The sequence below is a fragment of the Pseudomonas sp. KH_027 genome (assembly GCF_057838565.1).
In genome coordinates, this window is record NZ_CM174470.1 from 2929888 (window position 1) to 2955609 (window position 25722).

Genomic DNA, 25722 nt, shown 5'->3' on the forward strand with positions numbered 1-25722 from the left:
TGGGCTGTGGGAGGGGCTTTAGCCGCGACCGTCGCGTCGCCGCTGAAGCGCCTCCCACGGGGTTTTACGGGGAGAGGGCACCCTTTCGACCTCCCGGCAAACGGTGTCACGGCCTGCTTGCCGGGTTGGTCGATTCCAGTCCCGAGCCGCTGTACTCCACAGCGGCTGCGGACTGCAATCGGCCCAGCAGCACAACAAGAACTCAGGAGCCCTGCCATGCCTATCGACCCACAAAGCCTGTTGCGCGACCTGTTCGCCACCGCCATCGACGCTGCGCACCCGCGTCAGGTGCTGGCCGACCACCTGCCGGCCGACCGCAGCGGTCGGGTCATCGTCATCGGCGCCGGCAAAGCCGCGGCGGCCATGGCCGAAGTGATCGAAGCGCAGTGGCAGGGCGAAATTTCCGGCCTGGTGGTCACCCGCTACGGCCATGGCGCCCACTGCGCGAAAATCGAAGTGGTCGAAGCCGCGCACCCGGTGCCGGATGCCGCCGGGCTGGCGGTGGCCCAACGGGTGCTGCAACTGGTCAGCGGCCTCAGTGAAAGCGACCGGGTGATCTTTCTGCTCTCCGGCGGCGGCTCTTCGCTGCTGGCGTTGCCGGCAGAGGGCATCACCCTCAAGGACAAGCAGGCGATCAACAAAGCCCTGCTCAAATCCGGCGCCAGCATCGGCGAAATGAACTGCGTGCGTAAGCACCTCTCGGCAATCAAGGGTGGCCGTTTGGCCAAGGCCTGCTGGCCAGCCAGCGTCTACACCTACGCGATTTCCGATGTACCGGGTGACGAACCAACGGTGATCGCCTCTGGCCCCACCGTCGCCGACCCGACCACCTCGGTCGAAGCCCTGGCGATACTCAGCCGCTACGCCATCGAGATCCCGGCCCATGTGCGTGCCTGGTTACAGAACCCGCGCTCGGAAACGGTCAAGCCGGGCGACCCGTGCCTGACCCGCAGCCATTTCCAGCTTATCGCCACCCCGCAGCAATCGTTGGACGCAGCCGCCGCCAAAGCCCTGGAAGCCGGTTTCACGCCGCTGATTCTCGGTGACCTGGAAGGCGAAGCCCGCGAGGTGGCCAAGGTCCACGCCGGTATCGCGCGGCAGATCGTCCTGCACGGCCAGCCGCTCAAAGCGCCCTGCGTGATCCTCTCCGGTGGCGAAACCACCGTCACCGTGCGCGGCGAGGGGCGCGGTGGGCGCAATGCGGAGTTTCTACTGAGCCTGACCGACAGCCTGAAAGGCCTGCCCGGCGTCTACGCCCTGGCCGGCGACACCGACGGTATCGACGGCTCGGAAGACAACGCCGGCGCGTTGATGAGCCCCGACAGTTATGCCCGCGCCGCCCGCCAGGGCCTCAGCGCCAGTGACGAACTGGATAACAACAATGGCTATGGCTACTTCGCCGCCCTCGACGACCTGCTCGTCACCGGGCCGACGCGTACCAACGTCAACGATTTCCGTGCCATCTTGATTCTGGAGTGCCCCGCCAAATGACGCCTGATAAGAAAGTAAAAATCCTCGCCACCCTGGGTCCAGCGGTCAAGGGCATCGACGACATCCGCCAACTGGTAGAAGCCGGCGTCAACCTGTTCCGCCTGAACTTCAGCCACGGCGAGCACACCGACCACGCCGAGCGCTTTGGCTGGGTGCGCGAAGTGGAGAAGCAGCTGAACTACCCGATCGGCATCCTGATGGACCTGCAAGGGCCAAAACTGCGCGTCGGCCGCTTTGCCGAAGGTAAGGTCAACCTGGAGCGCGGCCAGGCTTTTCGCCTCGACCTGGACAGCACGCCGGGCACGGCGCAACGGGCTAACCTGCCGCACCCGGAAATCATCGAAGCCCTGCAACCCGGCATGAACCTGCTGCTGGACGACGGCCGCCTGCGCCTGCAAGTGACCGCCAAACAGGCCGACGGCGTCGACACCCTGGTGATTGCCGGCGGTGAGTTGTCCGACCGCAAAGGCGTCAACGTGCCGGAAGCCGTGCTGCAACTGAGCCCACTGACCCCAAAAGACCGCATCGACCTGGCCTTCGGCCTGGCGCTGGGCGTCGACTGGGTCGCGCTGTCATTCGTGCAGCGCCCGGAAGACATCATCGAAGCCCGCGAACTGATCCAGGGTAAAGCCTTCCTCATGGCCAAGATCGAGAAACCCTCGGCCGTGCAGCATCTGGAAGAAATCGCCAAGCTCTGCGACGCGATCATGGTGGCCCGAGGCGACCTGGGTGTGGAAGTGCCGGCGGAAAACGTGCCGCGCATCCAGAAAGACATCATCCGCACCTGCCGCCAGCTCGGTAAGCCGGTGGTGGTCGCCACACAGATGCTCGAATCCATGCGCTTCTCGCCCGCACCGACGCGCGCCGAGGTCACGGACGTGGCCAACGCCGTGGCCGAAGGCACCGACGCGGTGATGCTGTCGGCTGAAACCGCCTCCGGCGACTACCCGCTGGAAGCCGTGAGCATGATGAGCAAGATCATCCGCCAGGTGGAAAACGGCCCGGACTTCCAGGCCCAGCTCGACGTCAGCCGCCCGCAAGCCGAGGCGACCGCCTCCGATGCCATCAGCTGTGCGATCCGTCGTATCAGCGGCATTCTGCCGGTGACAGCGCTGGTCAACTACACCGAGTCCGGCAGCTCCAGCCTGCGCGCCTCGCGTGAACGGCCGAAGGCGCCAATCCTCAGCCTGACACCGAATATCCAAACGGCGCGGCGCTTGACCGTCGCCTGGGGCATCTACTCGGTGGTCAATGAACGACTGAACAAGGTCGAAGAGATCACCAGCACCGCCCTGGAAATCGCCCAGGCGCAGAACATGGCGCAGCGCGGCGACACCGTGGTGATCACCGCCGGCGTGCCATTCGGCCAACCGGGCACGACCAACACCCTGCGCATCGAAACGCTGCACTGAAACAACGCCTCGCCCATTGCGGGCGAGGCGTCGATCAACCCATCCCATCTGGCTTTGCCAGTTTCCAGGCGCTTGGTGTTCCCTCACCTGGCGCCTGCTTTTTATCCAACGACTGCCGACATGTTCAACCCCAGGCTGCCCGCTCGAACCCTTTGCCAGCCCCGAGCCCTGCTCAATGGCTGTAGCCAGATTTTCCTGCAACGGCAGCCGTTGTTCGGGCTGCTTTGCCTGCTGGCGATTTTCCTGACGGCCCCGCAGTTGCTCGGCGGCGCCGTGCTCGGCGGTTATGCCGGGGTGCTGACGGCGCGGCAGCGGCAATATGCCGAAGACGATATCGAGGCCGGGCTGTACAGCTACAACGGCGTACTGCTGGGTTTGTTGCTCTGCTATACATTCGCCTGGTCGCCGCTGCTGCCACTGCTGATCATCGCCAGCGGCGGGATTTCCGCCATGCTGCTGAATTTTCTATTGCAGCGTTCGCGTCAGCGCCAATGGCTAGCCGCCTACACCTCGCCCTTTGTGGTGCTGAGCTGGTTGCTGCTGGCAATCGCCAGCCCCTTGCAGTTGACGCCCGCAGTTGCAGTCAACAACCCGGCACTGAGTATCGACTGGCTGACCCTCTGCGCCGCCGTCGCTCGCGGCCTGGGCCAAGTGATATTTCTCGACCAACCGTTGGCGGGCCTGATTCTGTTTGCCGGCTTGCTCGTGGCCAGCCGCCGCGCCGCCTGCTGGGCACTGTTCGGCTCCGCTGCCGGGCTGGGCCTGGCCCTGCTGCAGGGCTGGCCGCTGCCAACCGCATTGGCCGGGCTTTACGGTTACAACGCCGCCCTGGTCGCCATCGCCCTCAGCCAGAACCATCGACAACCTTGGGCGCCCTTGCTCGGCATCGTGCTGGCGCTGCTCCTGCAACCGGGCTTTGCGGCCCTGGGGCTGTCGGCGCTGACCGCGCCCTTTATTCTCGCCTGCTGGCTGGTGCAGGCCGCTCGCCGCTCGGTGCGGCAGGCGGCCCTCGAATCAAAGCCGACGACGCCCCTGCGGCGGTTATAAAAAAGTCTCTAGGGACCTGTACGGCGAGTTGGTTAATTCAAGCTCGGATGCCTGGGGTCCGAGACAAGGCGTGGCGACGAGCCATTGCTGGGCTATGGCGAGGTGCGGCAACGCTGGGGCAGGCCTTCTTGCGCAGCCGGCAACGCAGACGTGGCTTTTTCGCCGCGTGGAAGCGCAAACGCCAAGATCGATGCGGGAGCCGGATCTCAGTTGGCCAAGGCTCCAGTACGCTGCATCGGTGATGACCAGCGCGGTTTGAGGCGGAGGAACGGTTGCTCGATATAGCGATAAGTCAGCGCCGACAACGCGGTGGCAATGAGCAGCAGCGTTGCACCGGTCAGCGCGACCTGGATGTTGCCGCTGGGCAACCAGCCCGCCGGCAGAAGCGGGTTGTGCTTCAACGCGAAGAACAGCACGGCACTGTGCAGCAGATAGAGCGAGTAGGACCACTGACCCAAATGATGCAGCAACGGATTGACGAACAGCCGATAGCCAGGGAAGCGGAAATTCAGCAAGACAAAAACGAACAAGGCCCAGGCAAGCCCCTCGAAGACGTAATGGTCATACCAGAGTACGTGGGCGAGCATTCCGTACACGCGCAGACGGTGATCGCAGAGCAGCACCAGCGCGCTGATCGCGATCAGGACCAGCAGCAGCCCGAGCCAGGGCCAGGGCCGGCGCCCCTCCTGTATGTGCAAGCGCGCACCAAACCTCACCTGGGCCAAGGCCAAGCCTGCGCCGGTCAAGAACACCGGCCAGCGTCCCAGGATGCTATCCCGCAACCCGGGCCAGGCAGTGTCCATCGGCGCATTGCGAATTTGCAGGTAAAGGTACAGGGCACCCGCTAACAATGGCCACAGCAACAGACGCCAGTTCGGTCGGTCGGCCAGCCACACTAACAGCGGCAGGAGCAGGTAGAACTGCACCTCCACCACCAGACTCCACCAGACCGAACCCATCGGCCAGAGCGTCGTCAGGCCGATGTCGTAGAAGAATAGCGACTTGAACACCGCCCCCCATTGACCGGTCAAGAACCCGCCCAGCAGGATAGAAACATAGAACATCGGCAGGATGCGCAAGGCGCGGCGAGACAGGAAACTCCTCACCTGCAAGGGCGCACCCAGGATGAAAGGGCGCGTCAGGAGAAAGCCACTAAGAACGAAGAACAAGGTGACGCCCGTATTCCCACCGAAGAATAACCCCATGCCCGTAGGCATTTCCGGGTAGGGCAAGTACCCTCGGAGGTCACCGAAATAGTGAAAGCAGAACACCAACAGGATGGCGATTCCACGTACCGACTCGCACTGCGGCAGATTCTCGCGGTAAGACATGGAAGAGGACCCCTTAATGGACTGCATTATTATTCTTAGCCCGCACTCATACACAGGCTGTCCAGCAGCTCGGCCAGAACGCGCGGGGTGGTTGAATTGCGCTTTGGCATAGGTACAGACACTCCTCTAGAGCATCACCCGCAGCGTCAGGCCTCCCGCCACTTTCCCCCTTCAGCATTGCCACACCGGTTTCAACCTGGCGCCTTGTTACCTGTCAGGTACAAGCCGCGTGCCCCGTCACTCAGCTTCGCCCCCGGCGGCCAGCGCTCGACGGGAGTCGGAACACACGGCCTCTTGCATGTCGTCGAGGTTGTACCCCTCCTGCATGGGCAATAGATACTTGCCGACAATGACTGGCTTGCCGACGGTACCCATGAAGGGGGCGCTACCATCCGCGCCACGCCCGAGAATCGTGGGCTGACTCAAGGCAGCCGGCACAGCGGGACGTTGCATAAGCTCTTCGCTACCAAGGACCTGCTCCCCATTCAGATAGAGCGCAAAAATACTCGCGACCTTACTGGCGAATGGGAAAGCCGTCCCCGGTTTGATATTCAAACTGGCCACCAGACTGTTGCAGCCGCGCCTGAACTTGAGGACCGGACCGGCCAAACGAGTCGCACCGTGTGTTACCTGGACTTGGCCTTCGCTATCCAGGGCAATCTTCCACACCCCTTTCTGCTCGAGAATAGTCTGATCGCTTATCGTGCTGCCGGCGGGCTCGAGCCCCACCCCCAGGGAGTAGGAACCGAATGCCGGAGTCCGCTGATAGTCGCGACCACTGACAAAAGCCGCGCTCGATGCTGTCGCCGGGTGCCATTGCAGCGGTACAGGCCGGACCCGCTGTTCCCAGGCGCGGATGAGCTGTGAGGCTTGCTCCAGGGAAAACTCGCTACGCCATGGCCCCAGGGTTGAATTGGGCACCAGCGCCCCAGTCATGGACGAGCTCTCCAGGCGCGCATACAGGTCACGATAAAAAATCCCATGGCCGGGTAGATGTCCGGCATAGGCCATGCCCCTATCCTTCACATCCATCGCCCAATACAGCTGGCGATCAGCCAGTTGCTCGCCAGCGTCCATCAGCCCGGTCAGATTCAGCCCGCTCAGACCTTCTGGCACGTCACTCTGAACCATGCTGATCAGGGTCGGGTAGAGGTCCGTGATATGGGTGATGGCCTGAATATCCACATTCGCGCGGTGCCCAGGCCAGCGCACCAGCAACGGGGTACGCACCCCCCCCTCCAGATAAGACGCTTTGACACCTTCCAACGGGTAGTTGCTGTTTCGCGTCAGATTCGGGCTGCCGTTATCGCTGCCGAACACCACGATGGTGTTATCCCACTGACCCGACTCCTTGAGTGCCTTCAACACTCGCCCGACGTTGTGATCCAGCTGCTTCAGCAGGGCCAGATAGCGACCTTGCGGGGTATCGGGAAACTGTTGTTTGAAGGTCTCCGAAGGCTCGAAGGGATGGTGTGGTGCCAATAGCCACAGGTTGATGAACCAGGGCTCACGCCCCTGCGGCTGTTGGATGAGGGAAATCGCCCGCTCCGTCAGGATGTCGTCCAGATGGCCCTGATATTGCTGGGGCGGGCCGGCATTTTCCTGCAGCCAGGGATTGTAATAGGTCGGCGGTCGGCGGATCAGTTGGCCACTCGCGTCCGGGCCACGCAGGACAAAATGATTGAACATTCCGAACCAGTCATCGAAGCCCTGCCGGTAGGGCCAGACATCGGGATATTCCATCGCCTCGCCGACATGCCACTTGCCGATATGGTGAGTCCGGTACCCCAGAGCCTTGAGAGACTTCGGCAGGTTCGGCAGATCCGGGGAGAGCCCCAGGCCATCCGGTTCGAAGCCAATGCTCACTGGCGCACGCCCGCTCAGCAGCGCAGCCCGGCTGACGGAGCAAGTACTATCCGTATAGTGTCGGCGAAAACGAATCGCCTGCTGGCTCAGCTCATCCAAGGTGGGCGTCGACGCTACACCATCCCCCCATGAGCCGATATCGTTAACGCCCAGGTCATCCGCCAGGATAAATAGAATATTCGGTCTTGGAGGCTGCTCGGCGACATTGCCCCAACCCATGAATCCCAACACAATGGCTATGACTAGCAGCAGCCCCACACCCAATATTCTTCTATGACTAGAGGAAACCGACATGTACAGGATCCTTGGCAAATGAGTGACGCATTATTCCCGAAGCTGCCAAACAATCAAATTGCCGAAACAGATAACTCCGGGCTGCTGATCGACTATGCGGTATTGCAAGACTCCGTGGCGCAACTGGGCCGCCACTACAGGGAAAACCAGCCTTTCGCGCATATAGTGATCGACAACTTCCTGCCCGAAACAACGGTGCAAGCCCTGCTGGCCGAGTACCCGTACGACCAGTCCTCGACCTTCTGGAACGACGCGACCCATCGCGACAAGGCCACTGGCGAGTACGTACAAAAGGAAAAGCGCAACATTCGCGATCCGCTGCGCATGCCGCCCACCTACCGACAATTGATCTGGGAACTGAACTCCCACTACTTTCTCGACTTCATGGCGAAACTGAGCGGGATCGACAACCTGCTTCCCGATCCCAATCTGCGCGGTGCCGGAATTCATCAGATCAGTCGCGGTGGCTTCCTCAAGGTGCATGCCGACTTCGCCACCCATCGCGACTTTGGCCTGGATCGCCGCCTGAACTTTCTACTTTATCTAAATGAAGACTGGCAGGAAGAATACGGCGGTCATCTGCAGCTTTGGGATCAGCACATGCAAGGGCCGCCCCTGAAAATTTCACCGATCCTCAATCGCTGCGTCGTATTCACCACCACCGCGACCTCGTTTCACGGGCATCCACAACCGCTCAACTGCCCCGAAACGGTCTACCGCAAATCCCTGGCCCTCTATTACTACACCAACGGACGTCCGGAAGGTGAAGCAGAGCCAGGCTTCGCTACGCACTGGCAGGATTTACCCGGAACCTATCGGTAAATACCGGAAGATGGGCTTTGAGCTTGAGGAATGGCTTTTCGATTAACCGGTAGCAGAGCACTGCCAGCAGCCAGGACAATAGGAAACTGGCAACCAGTGCTGCGATGGTTTTCATGTCCATGTAGTCCACAGGCCCCTGTGCTGCAGCCGTGATTGGATATATGAGATAGAACTGGATAGGTATGTGCACCAGATACAGCGAATAGGAGATGGTGCCGAAATGATTCAGTAGCGGGTTGATGAACACTCGCTTGACCCACCCCGTCAGGCTGGGAACACAGAGCAGCAGTCCTCCCCACAACAAGGCTTCCAGGTCATGGTACAGCGGCATCGCCATGAGGGCGGGCTGCTGCCCCATGACGGAGTACCACTGGAACAACTCGAGCAACGCCCAGAGCAAAAGCAGGTAGCTCAGCAGAACGGCCTTGGGCGAGGCCACAAAGCGCGCGTAGTGACGACTGCCATACAACCAGGCGCAGAACCCGCCGATCAGGAAGGCAACACCACGCCCGAAGATAGAAGGCTGCAGCCACAACGTCTGGATATTCGTCAGCCAACCCGGCTGGTGGAAATAGTACACATGCAGGCAGAGCCAACCGAGGCCAGCCGAAACCATAGCGTAGCGACCCACCTTGTATTGCAACGCAAACATTATCCAGGGCAACACCAGATAAAACTGCATCTCGGTACAGAGTGACCACCAGGGCACACTGAAAGGAAACATCTGGAAGCCAACTGGAATGAACGCCAGCGCTTTCAATGCCGCCATATCCGGACTAACCAGCCAGGCAATCAGCACCGCCGTGTAATACAGCGGAACAATACGTAGCAGCCGTGCCCAGTAGAAACGCCGAATGCTGACCTGCTCTCCCTTCTGTAACGCAGCAATAAAAGGCTGGACCAACAGGAAGCCGCTGAGTACGAAGAACAGAGTGACACCGGTATTGCCGGCGGCCGCTATCTTCACCAAGAAAGGGGCGTCCGCGATCGTGCTCTGTTGGCCCCTGGTAAGTATTCCGAAGTAATGGAACGCGATAACCAGAAGGATGGCCCAACCGCGCAGAGACTCCAACTCGGGAATGAACCGCGCCGCAATACGCAGCCCTGCAGGTCGCTCGGCACGACTCATTCCGGCTGACTGGCCACTTTCGGTGCTGGGGTCAGGCGCTTGATCTTGCGCATGTTCTCCAGGTGCTTGCTGGCATGCACATAGAAGGCGCGCAACGTGGCGGATGAGTCCTCCGTCTGGTTCTCGAACAGCAACTTGAGCAGCGCGGAGTCCTGGCTACGATCACCACCGGCCTTTCTCAGAACGCCAAGGCCGAAACCGTGATTAAAGGTAAAGGTCTCATGCTGGCCACGAATTTCGTCCCAGAACCTCCAGGCGCCGAAATCCTGCAGGCGGGCCGCCACATCGTGGAAGATGATGATGCCGCCTGGCTTAACTTTCGGATACCAGCTGGCGAAATCCTCGCTGACCGCTTCATAAGTATGAAAGCCATCGACATGCAGCAGATCGATGCTGTCTTCGCTGAAATGCCGCAAGGCATCATTGAAGAACATCCGCATCAGATAGGAGAAACCGTGATAGTTCTGACGGTTATGGTTGTTCACCGCGTTGAATACCGTCTCGTCGTACTTGTCGGTGTGCTCGTCACCTTCGAAGGTGTCCACCGCGTAGCACAGGCCATCGATCTCGTTCTCCTTCATGGCCTGGCAAAAGGTGAAATAGGACAATCCCTTGTGCGTACCCAGTTCGACCAGCATTTTCGGGCGAATCGCGGTTACCAGGTCATAACCGAAAGCAAGGTGATCGACCCAGGTACTGAACACCATGTGCAGGGGTTCGAAATGGCGGATCGAGGGCGGCATGTATACATGGCTCATACTTGTATTCCCTGCAGTGTTTGCGGTTGCGATAGATTGATTTTTAGGGCCAGAGAGGGTCTTTCTACCAGCCAGTAAAGCAACTGGGCCAACACCAGCGACACTGCAAAAGCCAAGAGCAGCGCAGCCCAGATGCTGGTGAACTCTCCAACATTCTGCACAAGCTGGATCACCGGCATGTGGACGAGATACAAAGAGAAAGAGACTCGACCGAAATAGCGAGTCAATCGGTTGTCCAGCATGCTGAAGACGCCTGGCTCCCGACGCAGCATCACCCAGACCACTGCGCCCCAGATAAGCGCCTCGGGCAATACATACCAAGGGCTGTTCCATATGTATATTTCCGGCCCCATCCTGGCGGCAGGTAGCAGCACCCATCCGAGCAAAGCCAGCAACCCGAGCAGGCAAATGCGACTTACCCAGGATCCGACGGCCAGGCCAGGCCAACGGCGATGGGCGAAACTCAGGAAAAGCCCCACCATGAAGGCCGGCAGTTGCCCAATGACCGATAGGATCAATTGGTACTTCAACTCGAAGCCCGCATTCCCTGGTGCGCCGATCAATTTGAAGATCACCGCCAGATATACCGCTATGGCCGACAACGCGACCAGCAGCAAGAGTGGAGCGTTGCGGGGGTGTAGCGCCATGAAGAACAAGAGGGGTACCAATGCGTAGAACTGGATTTCTGTCGCCAAACTCCACCAGACCGCGCTGAAAGCACCCAGATCGTAGCCATTGGCGCAGAGCAGCAACATGGGCAACAGTTGGTCGAACTGCTGCATGCAAAGCACACCGATCAGGCCAACCGTGTAGTAAGGCGGGAGTATCCGCAGAGCGCGCTGTACAACGTACTCCCTCAACGAATACGTCTCGCCCCGCTCCAATCTCTTGATGAATGGACGGCTGACCAGAAAGCCACTGAGCACGAAAAACAGCGTGACACCCGTGTTTCCGGCATACAGGAAAGACAGTAAAGAGCCTTCCGGCATCTGTTTCTGACCGCTGATACACGTCCAGATGTGATAGAGCGCAACCAATAGAATGGCTACGCCGCGCAAGCCATCGAGACCCGCAATTCGCTCAACTGCCCTCACAACCCCTCCGTGAGGGCAAGCTTCTTCTGCGTGTCGTCGGCATAAGGGTCGCCGCTCTGCCGGGCGAAGCGCGCCAGCCGCTCACTACCGCGCTCCACCGACTGCCTCAGGTAACGCATGGCAGGCTGACGAATCTTACCGAACAAAATCGGCTCGACCGTTGGCGAGGTATAGGGATAGCCGAGCAGTTCGGAGAGCTGGACGCGCTGGCGTTCGAGAATACGCTCGCGATCGCCGCTCTCCGAGGTGGTGACGCCACCATGTAACTGATGGAAGGACCCCTCGCCGGCAAGTACATAAGGCTCGGTGCGCGGGTGCAGCGCCACCAGGCGGTAGAGGTAAAGGTTCAACGCTCCGCCACCGGAAAGGTTGAAGCGCTCGTCGGCCTGGCCAATGTCTCGGAAGATGTCCGCCGACAAGAACAGGCAGTTGCACTCCATGAAAGGGTGGAAGATGCCGTTGGGGTTGGCGCCGCTCAGGCAGGAGATGTCGAATAGCCGATAGCCGTTGTGCTGCCAGTCGATCTCGTCGAGCAGGACCTGCTCCTTCTCCTCGGAATATTCATGGGTGAGGTGGAACTGCTGCTCGTTCTCCCCCAAGTGGTAGCCAGGAACCACCACCATCGCATCCGGCGTGACCCGGAATGCCATCAAGGCATAACGCACCACGCCCGGGGTTACCATGCGGGCGCCGTCGATCATCAGGCCGATGAAACGGCCACGCGCCTGGGTGAAGCCGAAATTGATCGCCGCAGCCGGCGACACGCCGGGCTCATCGCGCAGGAAATAGCGGAAGTTGCCCGGCAATGCCGCAATGGCCTCGGCATCCATGTTCCGCCCCGAACGGTTTTCGACCACTATCACTTCGTAGTCATCAGCCTCCACGCCCTCCTGATAGGCAGGGCTGAGGCTGATCAACGTATTCAACGCCTGACGCGGCATGTCATAGGCGATGACGATGATGGAAAGCAAGGGCGTACTCACTAAACCCCTACCCTTTCCAGCGAGAGGCGCACGAAGCGGTAGACACTGGGGTGTGGGCTGCCCAGCAGAATCGGACGCACATTCGGCGCGGCCCGATTATCGCCGCGCAGGGCGCGATCCTGATCATCCAGCGCCTTGTAGATCACATCGCGCTCGGCCTTCAGGGTTCCGGTAGTCACCCCACCATGGAACTGGTGGAAGGAGCCCTCACCAAACAGCAGATAATAGGGAGTGTCGGGATATTCGAGCAGGCGCTTGTAGAGATCGAGATTGGCATTGCCGCCACCAAAATCGTCGTATCGCGAGTCGACCCCACCCAGCGTCTTCCACTTCTTCATCGACATGGCGATGAAGTTGCTCTCGTAATTGGACTGGAAAAACCCGCCCTGGCAGGAGCCGCTCAACACGGCGATGTCATAGAGCCGGTAACCATCCTTCGGCCACTCGATGCTCTGCAGCAGAGCGGCTTCGGCTTCCTCGTTGTAACCCTCGTTGACGGCGACCTGCTGGAGCTTGTGGCCAATGTGATAGCCCGGCGCGGAAACCGCTGCCTGCGGAGCCATCTGGAAGGCTTCCAGCGCCAGCCGGACCACGCCCGGCGTCAGCATCCGCGCCCCATCGATCATGATGGCGACATGGCTGCCGTGTGCCTGTGCGGCACCGAAGTTGATGGCATTCACCGGCGAGCGCTGGGTCTCGTGACGATGGAAATAGCGCACATTCTTCGCGTACTGGGTCGCCCGTTCGGCTCCCAGCAGGCGATCCGAGTGGTTCTCCACCACTATCACTTCGTAATCCTGCTCGCGCACGCCCTGCTGATAGGCGGGGCTGAGCGAGTAGAGGGTCTTTTCCGCCTGGTCGGGCATCTTGTAGACGATCAGGACCACTGACAGACGGGGCTTTCGGCGAAATAACGGCATGGGAAATCTCTGAATTAACGGGCGCAAGCACGCAGCTCTTGATACAAGGCTTCGAGATCTTCCGGCACGGCCTGGGGCACCTGCTCGTGATGCTTCAGCTCGGCACTGAAGAAACGCTCATCCGCCAGCGCATCGAGCCCCAACTCCTGCAGGATCACATCGAGCTTGCGGTGCAACAACGCTTCGTCATCATCAAAACACAGCAACGGAAACTTGACTTGCCGATACAGCTTGAGCAAGCAGAGGTTGTAGGCCTTCCACAAGGCGAAGGCTTTCTCCTGGGGCATCCCGCCGCGGGCTTCCAGCGATTGGGCAACGGCGGTTGGATGACGGAAAATTCCGACGAAACGCAAATCCGGCAACAGCCTGTGCCACCCTTCGATCAGCAACAACGTGCGCGGATCTTTGAAGCCCCAGCGCGGCACACCGTCATAGCCGGCAATCAGCTCGCGCGCCTGGCGGAACTCATCGCTGCTCCAGCTTACCGTCTGCGTGGGCGGGTTATCCCATGAATACCCGCGCCCTGCCAGCACGGCATCGTTGAACGCAACGATATCGAGGTTCTCACGATTACCTTTGAGATTGTGCGGATTCCAGGCACTGTGTTTGCCCAACTCAAGACCTGCCTGTTGCAGGGAGCCCGTCAGAAAACTGGTGCCGCTGCGGTGCATGCCAACCACCATCACAGGCACACCGGCCTGGGAAGCCGAGGGCAAGACGCGAGCCACTAAAGACCGGATGAAACGCATGACTTCCTCATTATTGTTATGTACGCTGCCGTGCACCGCTCAACGGACAACAGCCTAACTTTGCTGGCAACGTGATGACAAGAGAACGCATTGTGTTTAAATCACGCACCTATTTCAATCCGGCCAACAACTAGATGAACTATAAAGAAATCTTGCTGTACGGGGTTTACAGCGATCTGCGTACTGAAGTGGCCAGACGCTTCCTCGGCTTTCTCTGGTGGATCATCGAACCGGTCATGTACATGGCCACCTTCTACGTCGTTTTCGGCCTCGCCCTGCGCCAGGGGGGACCCGGCTACGTGCCCTTTCTGCTGAGCGGCATGATCGCCTGGAAATGGTTCGACAGTTCGGTACGCCAGGCAAGTGTTTCGATTTCGATGAACTCCGGCCTGGTCCAGCAGATCTACGTGCCCAAGAGTCTGTTCGCACTGATCCAGATCTTCAGCAACACCTTCAAGTTCATCATCGTGCTGTTACTGCTGATAGCCTTTCTGCTGATCACCGGCAAGCAACCCTCACTGCACTGGTTTGGCCTGCTACCCGTCATATTGTCCCAGCTTTTCCTGATCATTTCGCTGGGCCTGCTGCTCGCAGCCGTCATCCCCTTCGCCCAGGATCTCAAACAGGTTGTGGACAACCTGCTGATGCTGATGATGTTCATGTCCGGTATTTTCTTCAGTGCTGACAGCGTTCCCGAATCGATGCGTTTCGCCTTTGAGCTCAACCCGATGGTGCTGATCATCGAGTCCTACCGCACGGTGCTGCTGAGCAACCAGTGGCCCGACTGGGGTCAACTCGGTTACGTTGTGCTGGTAGCCACCCCCATGCTGATCCTCGCCAGCGTGATCCTTCGCTGCAACGAGCGGCTCTACCCGAAACTGATGCTCTGAGGACAGACTCTCCATGACAGGCAGAGTGATTCTGAATGCCTACAATGTCGGCATATCCTATCGGCAGCGCACTGGGCTGTTGCAATACGAAAATTTCTGGGCGCTGAACGATGTCAGCTTCACCTTGCGTGCCGGCGAAACCCTGGGCGTGATTGGCAGCAATGGCGCAGGGAAAAGCACCCTGCTGCGCATGATCGCCGGCATCATCGACCCCAACCGTGGACACGTCTGGCGTCACCCGCACATGACCGCCAGCTTGCTGGCCCTCAATGTCGGCTTTAAGCCGGAATTGTCTGGCCGTGAGAACGTGATCTTCGGTGGCTTGTTGCTCGGCCTGAGCCTCAAGGCCATCACAGAAAAAATGGAAGAAATTCGCGCCTTCAGTGAATTGGGCGATTTTTTCGAGCGCCCCGTAGGCAGTTATTCGACAGGGATGAGGGCTCGCCTCGGCTTCGCACTAGCCATCCACACCGATCCCGACATCTTGCTGATCGACGAAGTGCTCGGCGTCGGCGACCAAAGCTTCAAACTCAAATCCCATGCGGCAATGAAGTCCAAGATCCAGTCCAACAAGACTGTAGTGCTGGTCTCACACAGCATGGAGGCCATCCGCGAGCTCTGCGACCGCGTGCTGTGGATCGAAAAGGGCAAATCCATCATCTGCGGCAACCCGAATGACATCATCGATCAATACTTTGAAGCTATCCGTATCGCTGTTCGTGATGAAAACAGCAAAGCTCGAGTCGCAGCCCGCGCGGCCTTAGCCAGCTGACACTTGGTTGCAGCGCAACACATAACAAGAAAGGGATGCTCAGCATCCGCAGAAGCCTGTGGGCTGAGGTAGAAATGAGCGTTGAGCGTAAAAAAGTCCTGGTCGTGCTGGGCATGCATCGCAGCGGCACCAGTGCCATTACCCGCGGGCTGGAGGTCCTCGGAGTGGAGCTGGGCGACAACCTCATGCCGGGCGCCGAAGACAACAACGAGAAAGGCTTTTTCGAAGACCTGGATATCCACGCCTTCAACGAACGGCTTCTGCTCAGCCTCGGCTCAGCCTGGGACCAGCTCTCGCCGATCGAACCGCAGCAGCTGCTGCAACCCGCGTTTCAAGCGGAACAGGAGGAGGCCCGCAGCCTCCTCGAACAGAAGCTGCTGAACACCCGTCTATTCGCCTTCAAAGATCCGCGCACTTCGTTGCTCCTGCCCTTCTGGCAGCACATCTTTGCCCAGCTGAACCTAGATATCCGTTACCTGATCAGCTTCCGCAATCCGCTGAGCGTTGCCGCCTCACTGCGCAAACGCGACAGCATGTACCAAGCCAAGGCCCAGTTACTCTGGGCCAAGCATATGCTGCACGCGCTGCGCGACACCCATTCATGCCTGCGCCTGGTCGTCGACTACGATGGCGTTCTAGACAATCCGCATGTGCAGCTCGCGCGAATCGCCGCAGCCTTCAATCTCCCCGCGCCAGGCGAGAACCCGCGGGCCCTGGAGGAATTCAGCCTGGAATTCCTCACACCCACGCTTCGTCATAATATTTTTGCTGAAGCGCAATTGAGCAACCTGGCCGAAGTCCCGCAACTGGTGCACAAGCTGCACAGGCTTCTACACGCTGCTGCGAACGATGCGCTCGATACCACCGCGCACGGCTTCCAGGCCGACTGCGCGCACCTGCTCGACGCCCTCGAAGCGCTGCAACCGCTTACTCGTGAAGTTGACCTGCTGAACGCGGACTGCAGGCGCCTGCGCGACACCCTCGAGGTACTGCAACCGCTTACTCAAGAAGTTGAATTGCTGAACGCGGACCGCAGTCGCCTGCGCGACGCCCTCGAAGCACTGCAACCGCTTACTCAAGAAGTTGAATTGCTGAACGCGGACCGCAGGCGCCTGGAAGAGCTCGCCGATAAGCAGAAACTCGACTATGGGATCCTCGGCAGCGAACGTGACAACCTGTTGGCGCTGCTCGCGGCTAACCAGGCAGAATGCCAGCAAGCTTGGTCCATGCACGACAGGGCGACGCAGGACAAGCACCAGCTTTCCAGCGAACTGCTCCTCAGCATCCAACAACGGGAAGAGCTGCGCGAGCAGCTCAAGCTGATACTTTCCAGCAAATCCTGGTCGCTGACCCGGCCACTGCGCGGGCTGCGCAAGCACCGCCGTAACCCCCCGCTCCTAGTCCGCGCGCTGCTCTCGGAAAGCGCTCGCCTGGCGTGGAGGAACTTGCCGGGCTCGATAGGCTTGAAGCAGCGCATTAAGGCATGCCTATTCAAGAATTGCGGCTTCGCCCTGAAGCACACCAAGGCATTTCAGGATTGGCAGCGGGCCTGCTCCAGCGCCAGCACCTCGGCAGCCAATAGCGCACCGCCCGCCGATGAGCGGCCGCTTAAACTGATCAAAGAACCGATAGCGCCAGTCAGAAAGCTCCTGGCCGCTGCGCCATCCGAGCTGCCAGCCCAGTTGATCACCTTCTATCTGCCGCAGTTTCATGCGATCCCGGAGAACGATCTCTGGTGGGGTGAAGGCTTTACCGAGTGGAGCAACGTCAAGCCCGCACAACCTTGGTATCAGGACCACTACCAGCCCCATGTACCGAGTGATCTGGGTTACTACAACCTAGAAAACCCTGAGACCCAGCGCCGCCAAGTCGAGCTGGCCAAGCTCTACGGCTTAGGTGGTTTCTGCTTCTATTTCTATTGGTTCGACGGCAAGCGCCTGCTAGAAAACCCGATCGAGCAATACCTGCAAAACCGCGACCTGGACCTTCCTTTCTGTCTGTGCTGGGCGAATGAAAACTGGAGCCGGCGCTGGGATGGCCTGGACAGCAAGATCCTCATCGGACAGAACCACTCTGCGCAAGACGACCTGGCTTTCATTACTTACATAGCCAAATACCTGCGCGATGAACGCTACATCCGTATCGACGGCAAACCGCTGCTGCTCGTTTATCGCCCCAGCCTGCTGCCTGATGCCAGAGAGACAGCCAAACTCTGGCGCACCTGGTGTCGAGAGAATGGAGTCGGCGAAATTTACCTGGCCTACACCCAGTCATTCGAGTCGGTGCCGCCCGGCAAGTATGACTTTGACGCCGCCATCGAGTTTCCACCAAACAATACGACTCCGCCTGACGTCACGGAAAAGATCGCGCCTCTGAACAACGAGTTTTCTGGAAAAGTGTACGACTGGAGGGTCTTTCTGCAACGCAGCGCCAACTATGGCAAACCCGCCTACAAACTGTTCCGCGGTGTGTGTCCATCATGGGATAACACCGCGCGACGCAAGAGTCACGGCACGTCCTTTATCAACAGCTCGCCACGCGGTTACCAGGAGTGGCTGCTCAACGCGATCCAGGACACCGTGCGCCAGCAGCCCAACAAGGACGAGCGCCTGGTATTCATCAATGCCTGGAACGAGTGGGCTGAAGGTGCGCACCTTGAACCGGATCAGCGCCATGGCTATGGCTTCCTCGAAGCCACCCGGATGGCCTGCTTGAGGGCATCCCTGCAACTGGCCCCCACCCGCCCGGCTCCCGACAAGAAGCTGGCAGTGGTGATCCACGCTTACTACCCGGATGTGTTCAAGGAAATCATCGATTACCTCAATGCGATCCGGGGGGTTACGTTAAAGCTCTACATCACCACACCAATCGGGCGCGGCGCGGCCATCGGCAAGCTCCTCGAAAACTGCCCGCATGAGCATTCCCTGCAGGAAATGCACAATCATGGGCGCGATGTATTGCCTTTCATGAAAGTCCTGCCGCAGTTGATCCAGGATGGCTTTGAACACATCGTCAAAGTGCATACCAAGAAATCCACGCACCGGGTAGATGGCGATATCTGGCGGCGGGATCTGTACGATAAGCTGCTGACCGAGCCCGCCATGCTGCATGCCATCGAGGCTTTCAGCGCAGATACCACACTAGGTATTCTCGGCCCTGCTGGCCACGTCGTACCCATGAACTACTACTGGGGCTCGAATGCGGCCACCGTTGAGAAGCTGGCCTGTCGATTGGGCCTGCGCCCGAGCGAACTAAAAGACCTCACCTTCGTAGCCGGAACCATGTTTTTTGCTAGCCTCAAGGCACTCCAACCACTGTTGAATCTGGCCCTGGATGAACAGGACTTCGAGATAGAGGCTGGGCAGATCGATGGCACCTTCGCCCATGCGCTGGAACGTGCACTGACCGTCAGCGCCGTGGCTGCCGGGCTGCATGTACGCAGCAGCGAAGGTGTTCAGGCCAACTTGAGTTACGAGTTTTCTGACGCGACGACATAAATACAACAATCCGCTCTCGGGGGAAGTACTACGTGAACACATCGTTCTATACGCAACTAGAAGACCGGCTCGATAACGGCGGATCAACGGCGCTTTTCGATGCACTCAGGGAGTCATCCGCCGAGGCCGTAGGAAAGTTGCTGCTCAACATCCCGGATGTACACTCGAAACTTAAGGCTGCGCTGCCCTCGATGCCAGCTGACGAGGTGCAGATTTCCTGGACAGGTTCAGCCGGCGAACATCTGCTGGCGCAGACCGTGGACTTTGCCAACTCGATCTCGAGAAACTTCAAGACCATCACCGGCCAGGATCTTAAAGACAAGCAGATATTGGATTACGGTTGTGGCTGGGGCCGCATCATGCGTCTGATGTACGCGTTCACCGCACCCGAGAATCTGTTTGGCTGTGACCCCTGGGACCAATCGATCAGCTTGTGTCAGCAGCATGGCATCAAAGGCAACTTAGCTCTTTGCGACTACATCCCGCAGGATATTCCGTTCGCAGAGAATAAATTCGACCTCATTTATTCTTTTTCAGTTTTCACCCACCTTTCGGAAAGAACCGCAACGGCAGTACTTTCCTGCCTGCGCAAGTCCATCGCTCCTGACGGTCTGTTGGTGGTTACCATCCGCCCCCCGGAATATTGGGATCTGCACAATCAGTACCATGGCAAAATCGATCTTGAGAAACTCAAGAGCGATCACCTGAGCAAAGGCTATGCATTCGTTCCACACAAACGCGAAGCCATTGACGGCGAGATCACATATGGCGACGCATCCATCTCACCTGAATATATAGTTCGCAACTGGAAAGAGTGGACCCTGGCAGGTATCGAGAAAAACGATTCCGACAGTTACCAATCAATTGCCTACTTGAAGCCACGCCATGCTTAACGAGTTTGCTCAGCTCTTCGGTATTGGCGCCAACCAAATCGGTGGTTGAAATTTCAACCACCGCAACGCCTAACGAAAGAGTCCTGACGAAGTTTTCTGTTGCGAGAAAGCCGCCACTACTGCCAAGGCTCATAGGAACTGGCCGATCCGGCGTGCACCGGCAAACAGTATTTGGCAACATTGGCCTTCTGGCGGCGACCCTACTCGGGAAGATTTGAGGAAAACCAGAGGGCCTTGATGCCCTGCCGTCTACGGCCACTTAAAGCACCTTATTCACATTGATTACAGCCACACATCTTGAGCGACACCCGATATGAATATGGACAGCAATCAGGAACATATTGTTTGGCAAAGCACGCTAGTCGATGCGCAACAACGAACAGTCCTACTGCACCAGAAGCCGACGACACTCTGGATGACGGGCCTGAGCGGGGCAGGAAAGTCGACATTGGCCTTCGAGCTGGAAAAACAGCTACTGCAGGCTGGCCACATCTGCTTCGTGCTGGATGGCGACAATGTCCGCCATGGACTCAATAGGGATTTAGGGTTTTCCCAGGATGATCGCCGGGAAAACATCAGACGCATTGCGGAAGTCGCCAAGCTGATGAACACGGCCGGCCTTATCGTCATTGCGTCGTTCATTTCCCCTTATCGCGAAGACCGTGAGATGGCCCGATTGATCATTGGCGATGAGGCTTTCCGGGAAATCCATATCAGCACCTCTCTCGAGAGCTGCGAGCAACGCGACACGAAGGGCCTTTATCAGCGCGCCAGAGCAGGTCTGATTAAGGATTTCACCGGAATTTCGGCACCTTACGAACCTCCGCTGCTCCCGGCCTTGAGCCTGGACACGGCCATCATCCCCTTAGAAGTTTGTTTGCATCGGTTGATGGGTATTCTAGAGCCCAGACTGCAGTCTTGATGCCGCATTCCCCGAATAGCCGTGGCATTCAACAATTAGCGGTCAAAAGAGCCCGGCTTCTGCCGGGCTCTTTGTTTCTACGCGACGGAATGATCCACTCTGGGTTGGCAAAGGTTAGCCACGACACGGGTGATGTCCGTCGCGACCTTGCGCCAGGGATGGCTGGCAGCCCAGCACATGGATCGCTCCAGCTGAAACGACAGGCTTTCTGCGGCGACCATGCCTACTGCGGGTATTTGCGGCTCAAGCCTGGCGGCACGCCGCTGCTGTCGGTCGGCTGCCAGGGCCCTTGCGGGTTACTGGCCCAACTCCAGCCGTTGTTCCAGCGGTAGTAGGTGCGCTCGCGGTAGTAGATGCCTTTAGCATCCTCGAGCACATAGACCCCCAGCTTGCTGTCCCAAAAGCTGCTCGCGCTCGGCGGCGGGGCAAAGTGCGGGTGGGCCTTCATCCGCGTGGCCGCGGGTGGCTGCGCCGGGATCGGTTGGCTTTTCGGGTGCTGGGTGCTGCGCGGTGGCGGGCCTGGCGGCGGCTGCCTGTCGCCAGGTGGTTGCGGAATCGGTTGTGGCGGGAGCGGCTGCTGCACGACTGGCAGCGTACAACCGGCCAGCGCCAACAGCAGCAGCGCCACACCGAGACGAAGAGAGTTTTTCATTGTGTCGGGCCATCCGCCGTATCGATAGTCAGCTGTTGCTGATCAGCCGTGCCGCTCGCCAAAGGCTGGCTGCGACCGATCCACTCGCCCGCCTTGGCATTTCCCGCCCGTGACACACGGGCTACCAGTAAGACCTGAGGAAAATTGGAGAGTTTCAGCTGCGGCATCATCGCGTCGCTATCCGACAGACTGACCTCCGCCGGCAGGTCGGCCACGGTCAGGCGCTTGACCGCCAGCGGCATCGGCGGGCCGGAAGCGGCGCGGGCGAAAACGAAGACCGTGTCAGTTGGCTGGACTTTGCCCAGCAGCGCCGGTGCCAGCTCGACCCGTACCTTCAGCGTGGCAACCGCGGCCACCGCAGCCGGCTCGGACAGGCTTTCGCCAGGCGCGAGCCGCTCACGGGCACGCTCGATCCCCCCCTCGATCGCGCTGCGCGACGCATCGCCTGCCGGCAGCAGCACCGCCAAACGCTCCCAGAAACCGATTGCATCCTTGAAGCGCTGATCCTCGAACGCCGCGATACCCAGCAGGCCAAGGCTGGTGACCTCCTCCGGATTGGCCTTCAAGGCTTCATCGGTCAGCGCTTGCAGCTCGGCGGACCATTTCTTGCCGTTGGCGAAATACCGCGCCTGGGCCAGTTGGCCGAGCAGTTCGGGCTGCCGGCCGGCCACGCCAAGAGCTCGCTCGAACGCAGTCGCCGCGTCGGCGGCACGCTCCTGGGCCATGTAGGTGCGACCAAGGAAGTACCAGGCCTCGGCGGAATCCGGCTGAGCCTTGACGGCTTGCTCCAGGCGCGCGGTCATTTCCTCGACCGAACGCGGCTGCTGGGCCAATTCACGGGCCAGTTCCACCTTGTCAGCCGCCCCCCAGTGCAGGTAAAGGCCAAAACCCAGCAACGGTACCAATACCGTGACCAATAACGGCGTCAGCTTGCCCAAACGCGAGCTGCGCCCGGGCTCGGCGCCTTCGGTATCGGCCAGCAGCTCGCGGGCCGCCTCGGCGCGGCCGATGTCCAGTTGCTCGACGCTAAGGACACCGGCCTGCTGCTGACCTTCCAGCTCGGCCAAGCGCTCCTGATAGAGGGCGACGTTAAGGGCGGTACGATCTTCCTCGGCCTGGGCACGGCGGCCACGCAACACGGGAATCAGCAGAAAAGCCAAGGCCACCAGCAACAGCAGGCCGGCGGCGAGCCAGAAATCGATCATGGGTGTTTTTTATCCACAGGCTCTGGGTTTAAAAGTGCGTCGAGGCGCGCACGCTCCTCGGCGGAAAGCGCGGCGACCCCGGCAGAAGCTTCCCGGCGACGGCGCAGCACGATCACGCCCATCACCAGCAGGCCGCCGATCAGCAGGCCCGCCGGGCCATACCAGAGCAGCCAGGTGCGGGCAGTCAGCGCCGGCTTGTAGCGCACGAACTCGCCGTATCGATCGACCATGAACTCGACGATCTGCTCGTTGCTCTTGCCCTCGCCGAGCATGCGAAATATCTCGCGGCGCAGGTCGGTGGCGATCGGTGCGTTGGAGTCGGCGATGTCCTGGTTCTGGCATTTCGGGCAACGCAGTTCCTGGGTCAGTTGGCGAAAACGTGCGCGCTCGGCCTCATTGGCGAACTCGTAGGTATCGATGGCCGCCCGAGCGGCGCCGACCAGGCTCAGGCCGAGGATGGCGGCGACAAACCAGCGCTTCATTGCCCGGCCTCGTCGACCAGCCCCTGATAGAGCGGCGCCAGTTGTTCGCGCCAGACGCGCTCGTCGATCACGCCGACGAACTTGTGCCGGATGATGCCTTTGCTGTCGAGCAGAAAGGTCTCCGGGGCGCCATAGACACCCAGGTTCAGGCCCAGGCTGCCTTGCTCGTCGCGGATATTCAGTTGGTAAGGATTGTGGAATTCCTTCAGCCATTTCAGCGCCGCGGCATTGTCGTCCTTGTAGTTCACGCCATAGACCCGCACGCCTTGCTGGGCCAGCTTGTTCAGCACCGGGTGCTCGACCCGGCAAGACACGCACCAGGTGGCCCAGACATTGAGCAACGCCGGTTTGCCAAGCAGATCGGCCTGGGTCAGGGTCTGCTCGCCCTCCACCGCTGGCAGGGAAAACGCCGGTACCGGCTTGCCGATCAAGGCCGAAGGCAGTTCCGAGGGGTCGAGGTACAGGCCACGGTAGAGAAACACCGCGCCGATCAGGAAGAGCGCCAGCGGCAACAGCAAGATCGCCCGTTTCATGCTTGTGCTCCAGCCAGACCCAAGGCATCGCGCACGCGGGTTTTCACTTTCACCCGGTAGCGCCGGTCGAAGGCTGCCAGCAAGCCGCCGAAACCGGTCAACAGGCCGCCGAACCAGATCCAGCGCACGTAGGGTTTGACGTGCACGCGCACGGCCCAGGCGCCATTTTCCAGCGATTCGCCGAGCGCAACGTAGAGGTCGCGGGTGAAACCGGCGTCGATGCCGGCTTCGGTCATCACCGAGTTCTGTACGGTATACAGGCGTTTTTCCGGATACAGCACAGTGATTTCCTGGCCATCCTCGGTCACCCGTACCGTGCCTTTATCCGAAGTGAAGTTCGGCCCTTCGAAGTGCTCCGCGCCTTCGAACAGGAAGCGATAGCCGCCCAACTCCATCGACTCGCCCGGCTCCAGGCGCAGGTCGCGCTCAGCGCTGTTCTGGCTGGAAAGCACCACGCCGAGGGCGCAGACGGCGATGCCGATGTGCGCCACCTGCATGCCCCAGTAACTGCGGGTCATGCTGCGAATGCCCTTGAGCAGGCCAGTGTGGCGGCTCTTGGCGAGCAGATCGCGCACCCCGGCCAGCACCACCCAGGCTGCCAGCAGACAAGCCGCCAACACCGCCCAATGAAAATCCGCCACCAGCATGGATGCCACGCCACCCAGTACCACGCTGGCCAGCAGCACCGGACTGAGCATACCGAACAGCCAGCGCAGCGGGGTGTCCTTCCAACGCACGATCACACCGACGCCCATCACCAGCATCAGCAGGCTCATCAGCGGCACGAACAACGCATTGAAATACGGCGGGCCGACCGACAGTTTAGCGCCGGTCAAAGCGTCCAACACCAAGGGATAAAGGGTGCCGAGCAGGATCATCGAAGCGACGACGACCAGCACCAGGTTGTTGCTCAGGAGCAACATTTCCCGCGACCACAGGGCGAACCCGACGTGGCTCTTGACCACCGGCGCGCGCAGGGCGAACAGCGTCAGCGAACCGCCGACCACCAGCAGCAGAAACGCCAGGATAAACACCCCGCGCTCGGGATCGGAGGCGAAGGCGTGCACCGAGGTCAGCACCCCGGAACGGACCAGGAAGGTCCCCAGCAGGCTCAGGGAGAACGCCGCAATCGCCAGCAGCACGGTCCAGCTTTTGAATACCCCGCGCTTCTCGGTCACCGCCAACGAGTGGATCAGCGCGGTGCCTACCAGCCAGGGCATGAACGAGGCGTTTTCCACCGGGTCCCAGAACCACCAGCCGCCCCAACCCAACTCATAGTAAGCCCACCAGGAACCGAGGGTGATGCCGATGCCGAGGAAAGCCCAGGCGACGATGGTCCATGGCCGCGACCAACGCGCCCAGGCCGCGTCCAGACGCCCGCCGAGCAAGGCGGCGATGGCGAAGGCGAAGGCCACCGAGAAGCCGACATAGCCCATATAGAGCATCGGCGGGTGGACGATCAGGCCGATATCCTGCAGCAGCGGGTTGAGGTCGCGACCGTCCACCGGGCTTTGCGGCAACAGGCGCTCGAAGGGATTGGAGGTGACGATCAGAAACAGCAGAAAGCCGATGCTGATCATGCCCATCACGCCCAGCACGCGGGCCAGCATCACGTCCGGCAACTGCCGGGAGAAGATCGACACCGCGAAGGTCCAGCCGCCGAGGATCAGCGCCCAGAGCAGCAGGGAGCCTTCGTGAGCGCCCCACACGGCGCTGAATTTGTAGTACCAGGGCAAGGCACTGTTGGAGTTGTTGGCGATATAGGCGACCGAGAAATCGTCGACCATGAAGGAATAGGTCAGGCAGGCGAAAGCGAACAGCACAAAGGTGAACTGCCCCCAGGCTGCCGGTTGCGCCAGGCTCATCCACTGGCGGTCGCCGCGCCAGGCGCCGATCATCGGCAGCGTGGCCTGTACCAGCGCCATGCACAGCGCCAGGATCATCGCCAGATGGCCCAACTCGGGCACCATCAGGCCAGGC

General features: G+C 60.0%; 22 protein-coding genes. 9 read left to right on the plus strand and 13 right to left on the minus strand.

The window, feature by feature from the left end; all coding sequences use genetic code 11:
- Nucleotides 1–216: 216 nt before the first annotated feature.
- From AC3IYG_RS13745 to AC3IYG_RS13755, 3 genes are all read left to right on the plus strand, one after another.
- Nucleotides 217–1491 carry a glycerate kinase type-2 family protein gene (locus AC3IYG_RS13745; RefSeq protein ID WP_489309234.1) on the plus strand — a complete coding sequence of 425 codons (1275 nt, stop codon included), beginning with the start codon at nucleotides 217–219 and terminating at the stop codon, nucleotides 1489–1491.
- Entirely contained in the window at nucleotides 1488–2903 is a 1416-nt protein-coding gene (gene pyk, locus AC3IYG_RS13750) for a pyruvate kinase (protein ID WP_489309235.1), read from the plus strand. The genes AC3IYG_RS13745 and pyk overlap by 4 nt, the downstream gene beginning before the upstream one ends.
- 120 nt (nucleotides 2904–3023) lie before the next feature.
- Entirely contained in the window at nucleotides 3024–3950 is a 927-nt protein-coding gene (locus AC3IYG_RS13755; RefSeq protein ID WP_489309237.1) for an urea transporter, read from the plus strand.
- Between the two features lie 206 nt (nucleotides 3951–4156).
- Here AC3IYG_RS13755 and AC3IYG_RS13760 read toward each other — a convergent pair whose 3' ends face one another.
- The gene (locus AC3IYG_RS13760) at nucleotides 4157–5281 is read right to left on the minus strand and encodes an acyltransferase family protein (RefSeq protein ID WP_489309239.1); all 1125 of its coding nucleotides are present in this window, start codon (nucleotides 5279–5281) and stop codon (nucleotides 4157–4159) included.
- A gap of 237 nt (nucleotides 5282–5518) precedes the next feature.
- A complete protein-coding gene (locus AC3IYG_RS13765) occupies nucleotides 5519–7441 on the minus strand; it encodes a sulfatase-like hydrolase/transferase (RefSeq protein ID WP_489309241.1) in 1923 nt (640 codons plus the stop codon).
- Between the two features lie 18 nt (nucleotides 7442–7459).
- Between AC3IYG_RS13765 and AC3IYG_RS13770 the strand changes: the two genes are divergently transcribed.
- Nucleotides 7460–8263 carry a 2OG-Fe(II) oxygenase gene (locus AC3IYG_RS13770; RefSeq protein ID WP_489309243.1) on the plus strand — a complete coding sequence of 268 codons (804 nt, stop codon included), beginning with the start codon at nucleotides 7460–7462 and terminating at the stop codon, nucleotides 8261–8263.
- Here AC3IYG_RS13770 and AC3IYG_RS13775 read toward each other — a convergent pair.
- From AC3IYG_RS13775 to AC3IYG_RS13800, 6 genes are read right to left on the minus strand one after another with little or no spacing between them, the layout of a single operon-like run.
- A complete protein-coding gene (locus tag AC3IYG_RS13775; RefSeq protein WP_489309245.1) occupies nucleotides 8226–9392 on the minus strand; it encodes an acyltransferase family protein in 1167 nt (388 codons plus the stop codon). The genes AC3IYG_RS13770 and AC3IYG_RS13775 overlap by 38 nt on opposite strands.
- A complete protein-coding gene (locus tag AC3IYG_RS13780) occupies nucleotides 9389–10150 on the minus strand; it encodes a class I SAM-dependent methyltransferase (RefSeq protein ID WP_489309246.1) in 762 nt (253 codons plus the stop codon). The genes AC3IYG_RS13775 and AC3IYG_RS13780 overlap by 4 nt, the downstream gene beginning before the upstream one ends.
- Complete coding sequence (locus tag AC3IYG_RS13785; RefSeq protein WP_489309248.1) at nucleotides 10147–11244, minus strand: acyltransferase family protein; 1098 nt, start codon at nucleotides 11242–11244, stop codon at nucleotides 10147–10149. Before AC3IYG_RS13785 ends, AC3IYG_RS13780 begins: the two co-directional genes overlap by 4 nt.
- Nucleotides 11241–12227, minus strand: a complete 987-nt coding sequence (locus tag AC3IYG_RS13790) for a glycosyltransferase (protein WP_489309250.1) — start codon at nucleotides 12225–12227, stop codon at nucleotides 11241–11243. Before AC3IYG_RS13790 ends, AC3IYG_RS13785 begins: the two co-directional genes overlap by 4 nt.
- Nucleotides 12227–13147, minus strand: coding sequence for a glycosyltransferase family 2 protein (locus AC3IYG_RS13795; protein WP_489309252.1), 921 nt, complete (start codon nucleotides 13145–13147; stop codon nucleotides 12227–12229). Before AC3IYG_RS13795 ends, AC3IYG_RS13790 begins: the two co-directional genes overlap by 1 nt.
- A 14-nt stretch (nucleotides 13148–13161) precedes the next feature.
- A complete protein-coding gene (locus AC3IYG_RS13800; protein WP_489309254.1) occupies nucleotides 13162–13896 on the minus strand; it encodes a sulfotransferase family protein in 735 nt (244 codons plus the stop codon).
- A gap of 134 nt (nucleotides 13897–14030) precedes the next feature.
- Between AC3IYG_RS13800 and AC3IYG_RS13805 the strand changes: the two genes are divergently transcribed.
- The 5 genes from AC3IYG_RS13805 to cysC all read left to right on the plus strand — a co-directional run bounded on the left by AC3IYG_RS13805 (nucleotide 14031) and on the right by cysC (nucleotide 20870).
- Nucleotides 14031–14786: an ABC transporter permease gene (locus AC3IYG_RS13805; protein WP_489309255.1), complete on the plus strand. Its 756-nt coding sequence runs from the start codon at nucleotides 14031–14033 to the stop codon at nucleotides 14784–14786.
- A 25-nt stretch (nucleotides 14787–14811) separates the two neighbouring features.
- Entirely contained in the window at nucleotides 14812–15558 is a 747-nt protein-coding gene (locus AC3IYG_RS13810; RefSeq protein WP_489309257.1) for an ABC transporter ATP-binding protein, read from the plus strand.
- A gap of 74 nt (nucleotides 15559–15632) precedes the next feature.
- Nucleotides 15633–19055, plus strand: a complete 3423-nt coding sequence (locus AC3IYG_RS13815) for a glycoside hydrolase family 99-like domain-containing protein (RefSeq protein WP_489332100.1) — start codon at nucleotides 15633–15635, stop codon at nucleotides 19053–19055.
- A 32-nt stretch (nucleotides 19056–19087) separates the two neighbouring features.
- On the plus strand, nucleotides 19088–19948 hold the full coding sequence (locus AC3IYG_RS13820) for a class I SAM-dependent methyltransferase (RefSeq protein WP_489309260.1): 861 nt from the start codon (nucleotides 19088–19090) through the stop codon (nucleotides 19946–19948).
- A 313-nt stretch (nucleotides 19949–20261) separates the two neighbouring features.
- A complete protein-coding gene (gene cysC, locus AC3IYG_RS13825) occupies nucleotides 20262–20870 on the plus strand; it encodes an adenylyl-sulfate kinase (protein ID WP_489309262.1) in 609 nt (202 codons plus the stop codon).
- A gap of 223 nt (nucleotides 20871–21093) precedes the next feature.
- Here cysC and AC3IYG_RS13830 read toward each other — a convergent pair whose 3' ends face one another.
- Genes AC3IYG_RS13830 through AC3IYG_RS13850 form a run of 5 tightly spaced genes read right to left on the minus strand, consistent with a single transcriptional unit; the run spans nucleotide 21094 to nucleotide 25712 of the window.
- Entirely contained in the window at nucleotides 21094–21522 is a 429-nt protein-coding gene (locus AC3IYG_RS13830; protein WP_489309264.1) for a hypothetical protein, read from the minus strand.
- The gene (ccmI, locus tag AC3IYG_RS13835; RefSeq protein WP_489309266.1) at nucleotides 21519–22727 is read right to left on the minus strand and encodes a c-type cytochrome biogenesis protein CcmI; all 1209 of its coding nucleotides are present in this window, start codon (nucleotides 22725–22727) and stop codon (nucleotides 21519–21521) included. Before ccmI ends, AC3IYG_RS13830 begins: the two co-directional genes overlap by 4 nt.
- Entirely contained in the window at nucleotides 22724–23209 is a 486-nt protein-coding gene (locus AC3IYG_RS13840; RefSeq protein ID WP_489309268.1) for a cytochrome c-type biogenesis protein, read from the minus strand. Before AC3IYG_RS13840 ends, ccmI begins: the two co-directional genes overlap by 4 nt.
- Nucleotides 23206–23742: a DsbE family thiol:disulfide interchange protein gene (locus tag AC3IYG_RS13845; protein ID WP_489309270.1), complete on the minus strand. Its 537-nt coding sequence runs from the start codon at nucleotides 23740–23742 to the stop codon at nucleotides 23206–23208. Before AC3IYG_RS13845 ends, AC3IYG_RS13840 begins: the two co-directional genes overlap by 4 nt.
- Nucleotides 23739–25712, minus strand: coding sequence for a heme lyase CcmF/NrfE family subunit (locus tag AC3IYG_RS13850; protein WP_489313913.1), 1974 nt, complete (start codon nucleotides 25710–25712; stop codon nucleotides 23739–23741). The genes AC3IYG_RS13845 and AC3IYG_RS13850 overlap by 4 nt, the downstream gene beginning before the upstream one ends.
- Nucleotides 25713–25722: the final 10 nt, after the last annotated feature.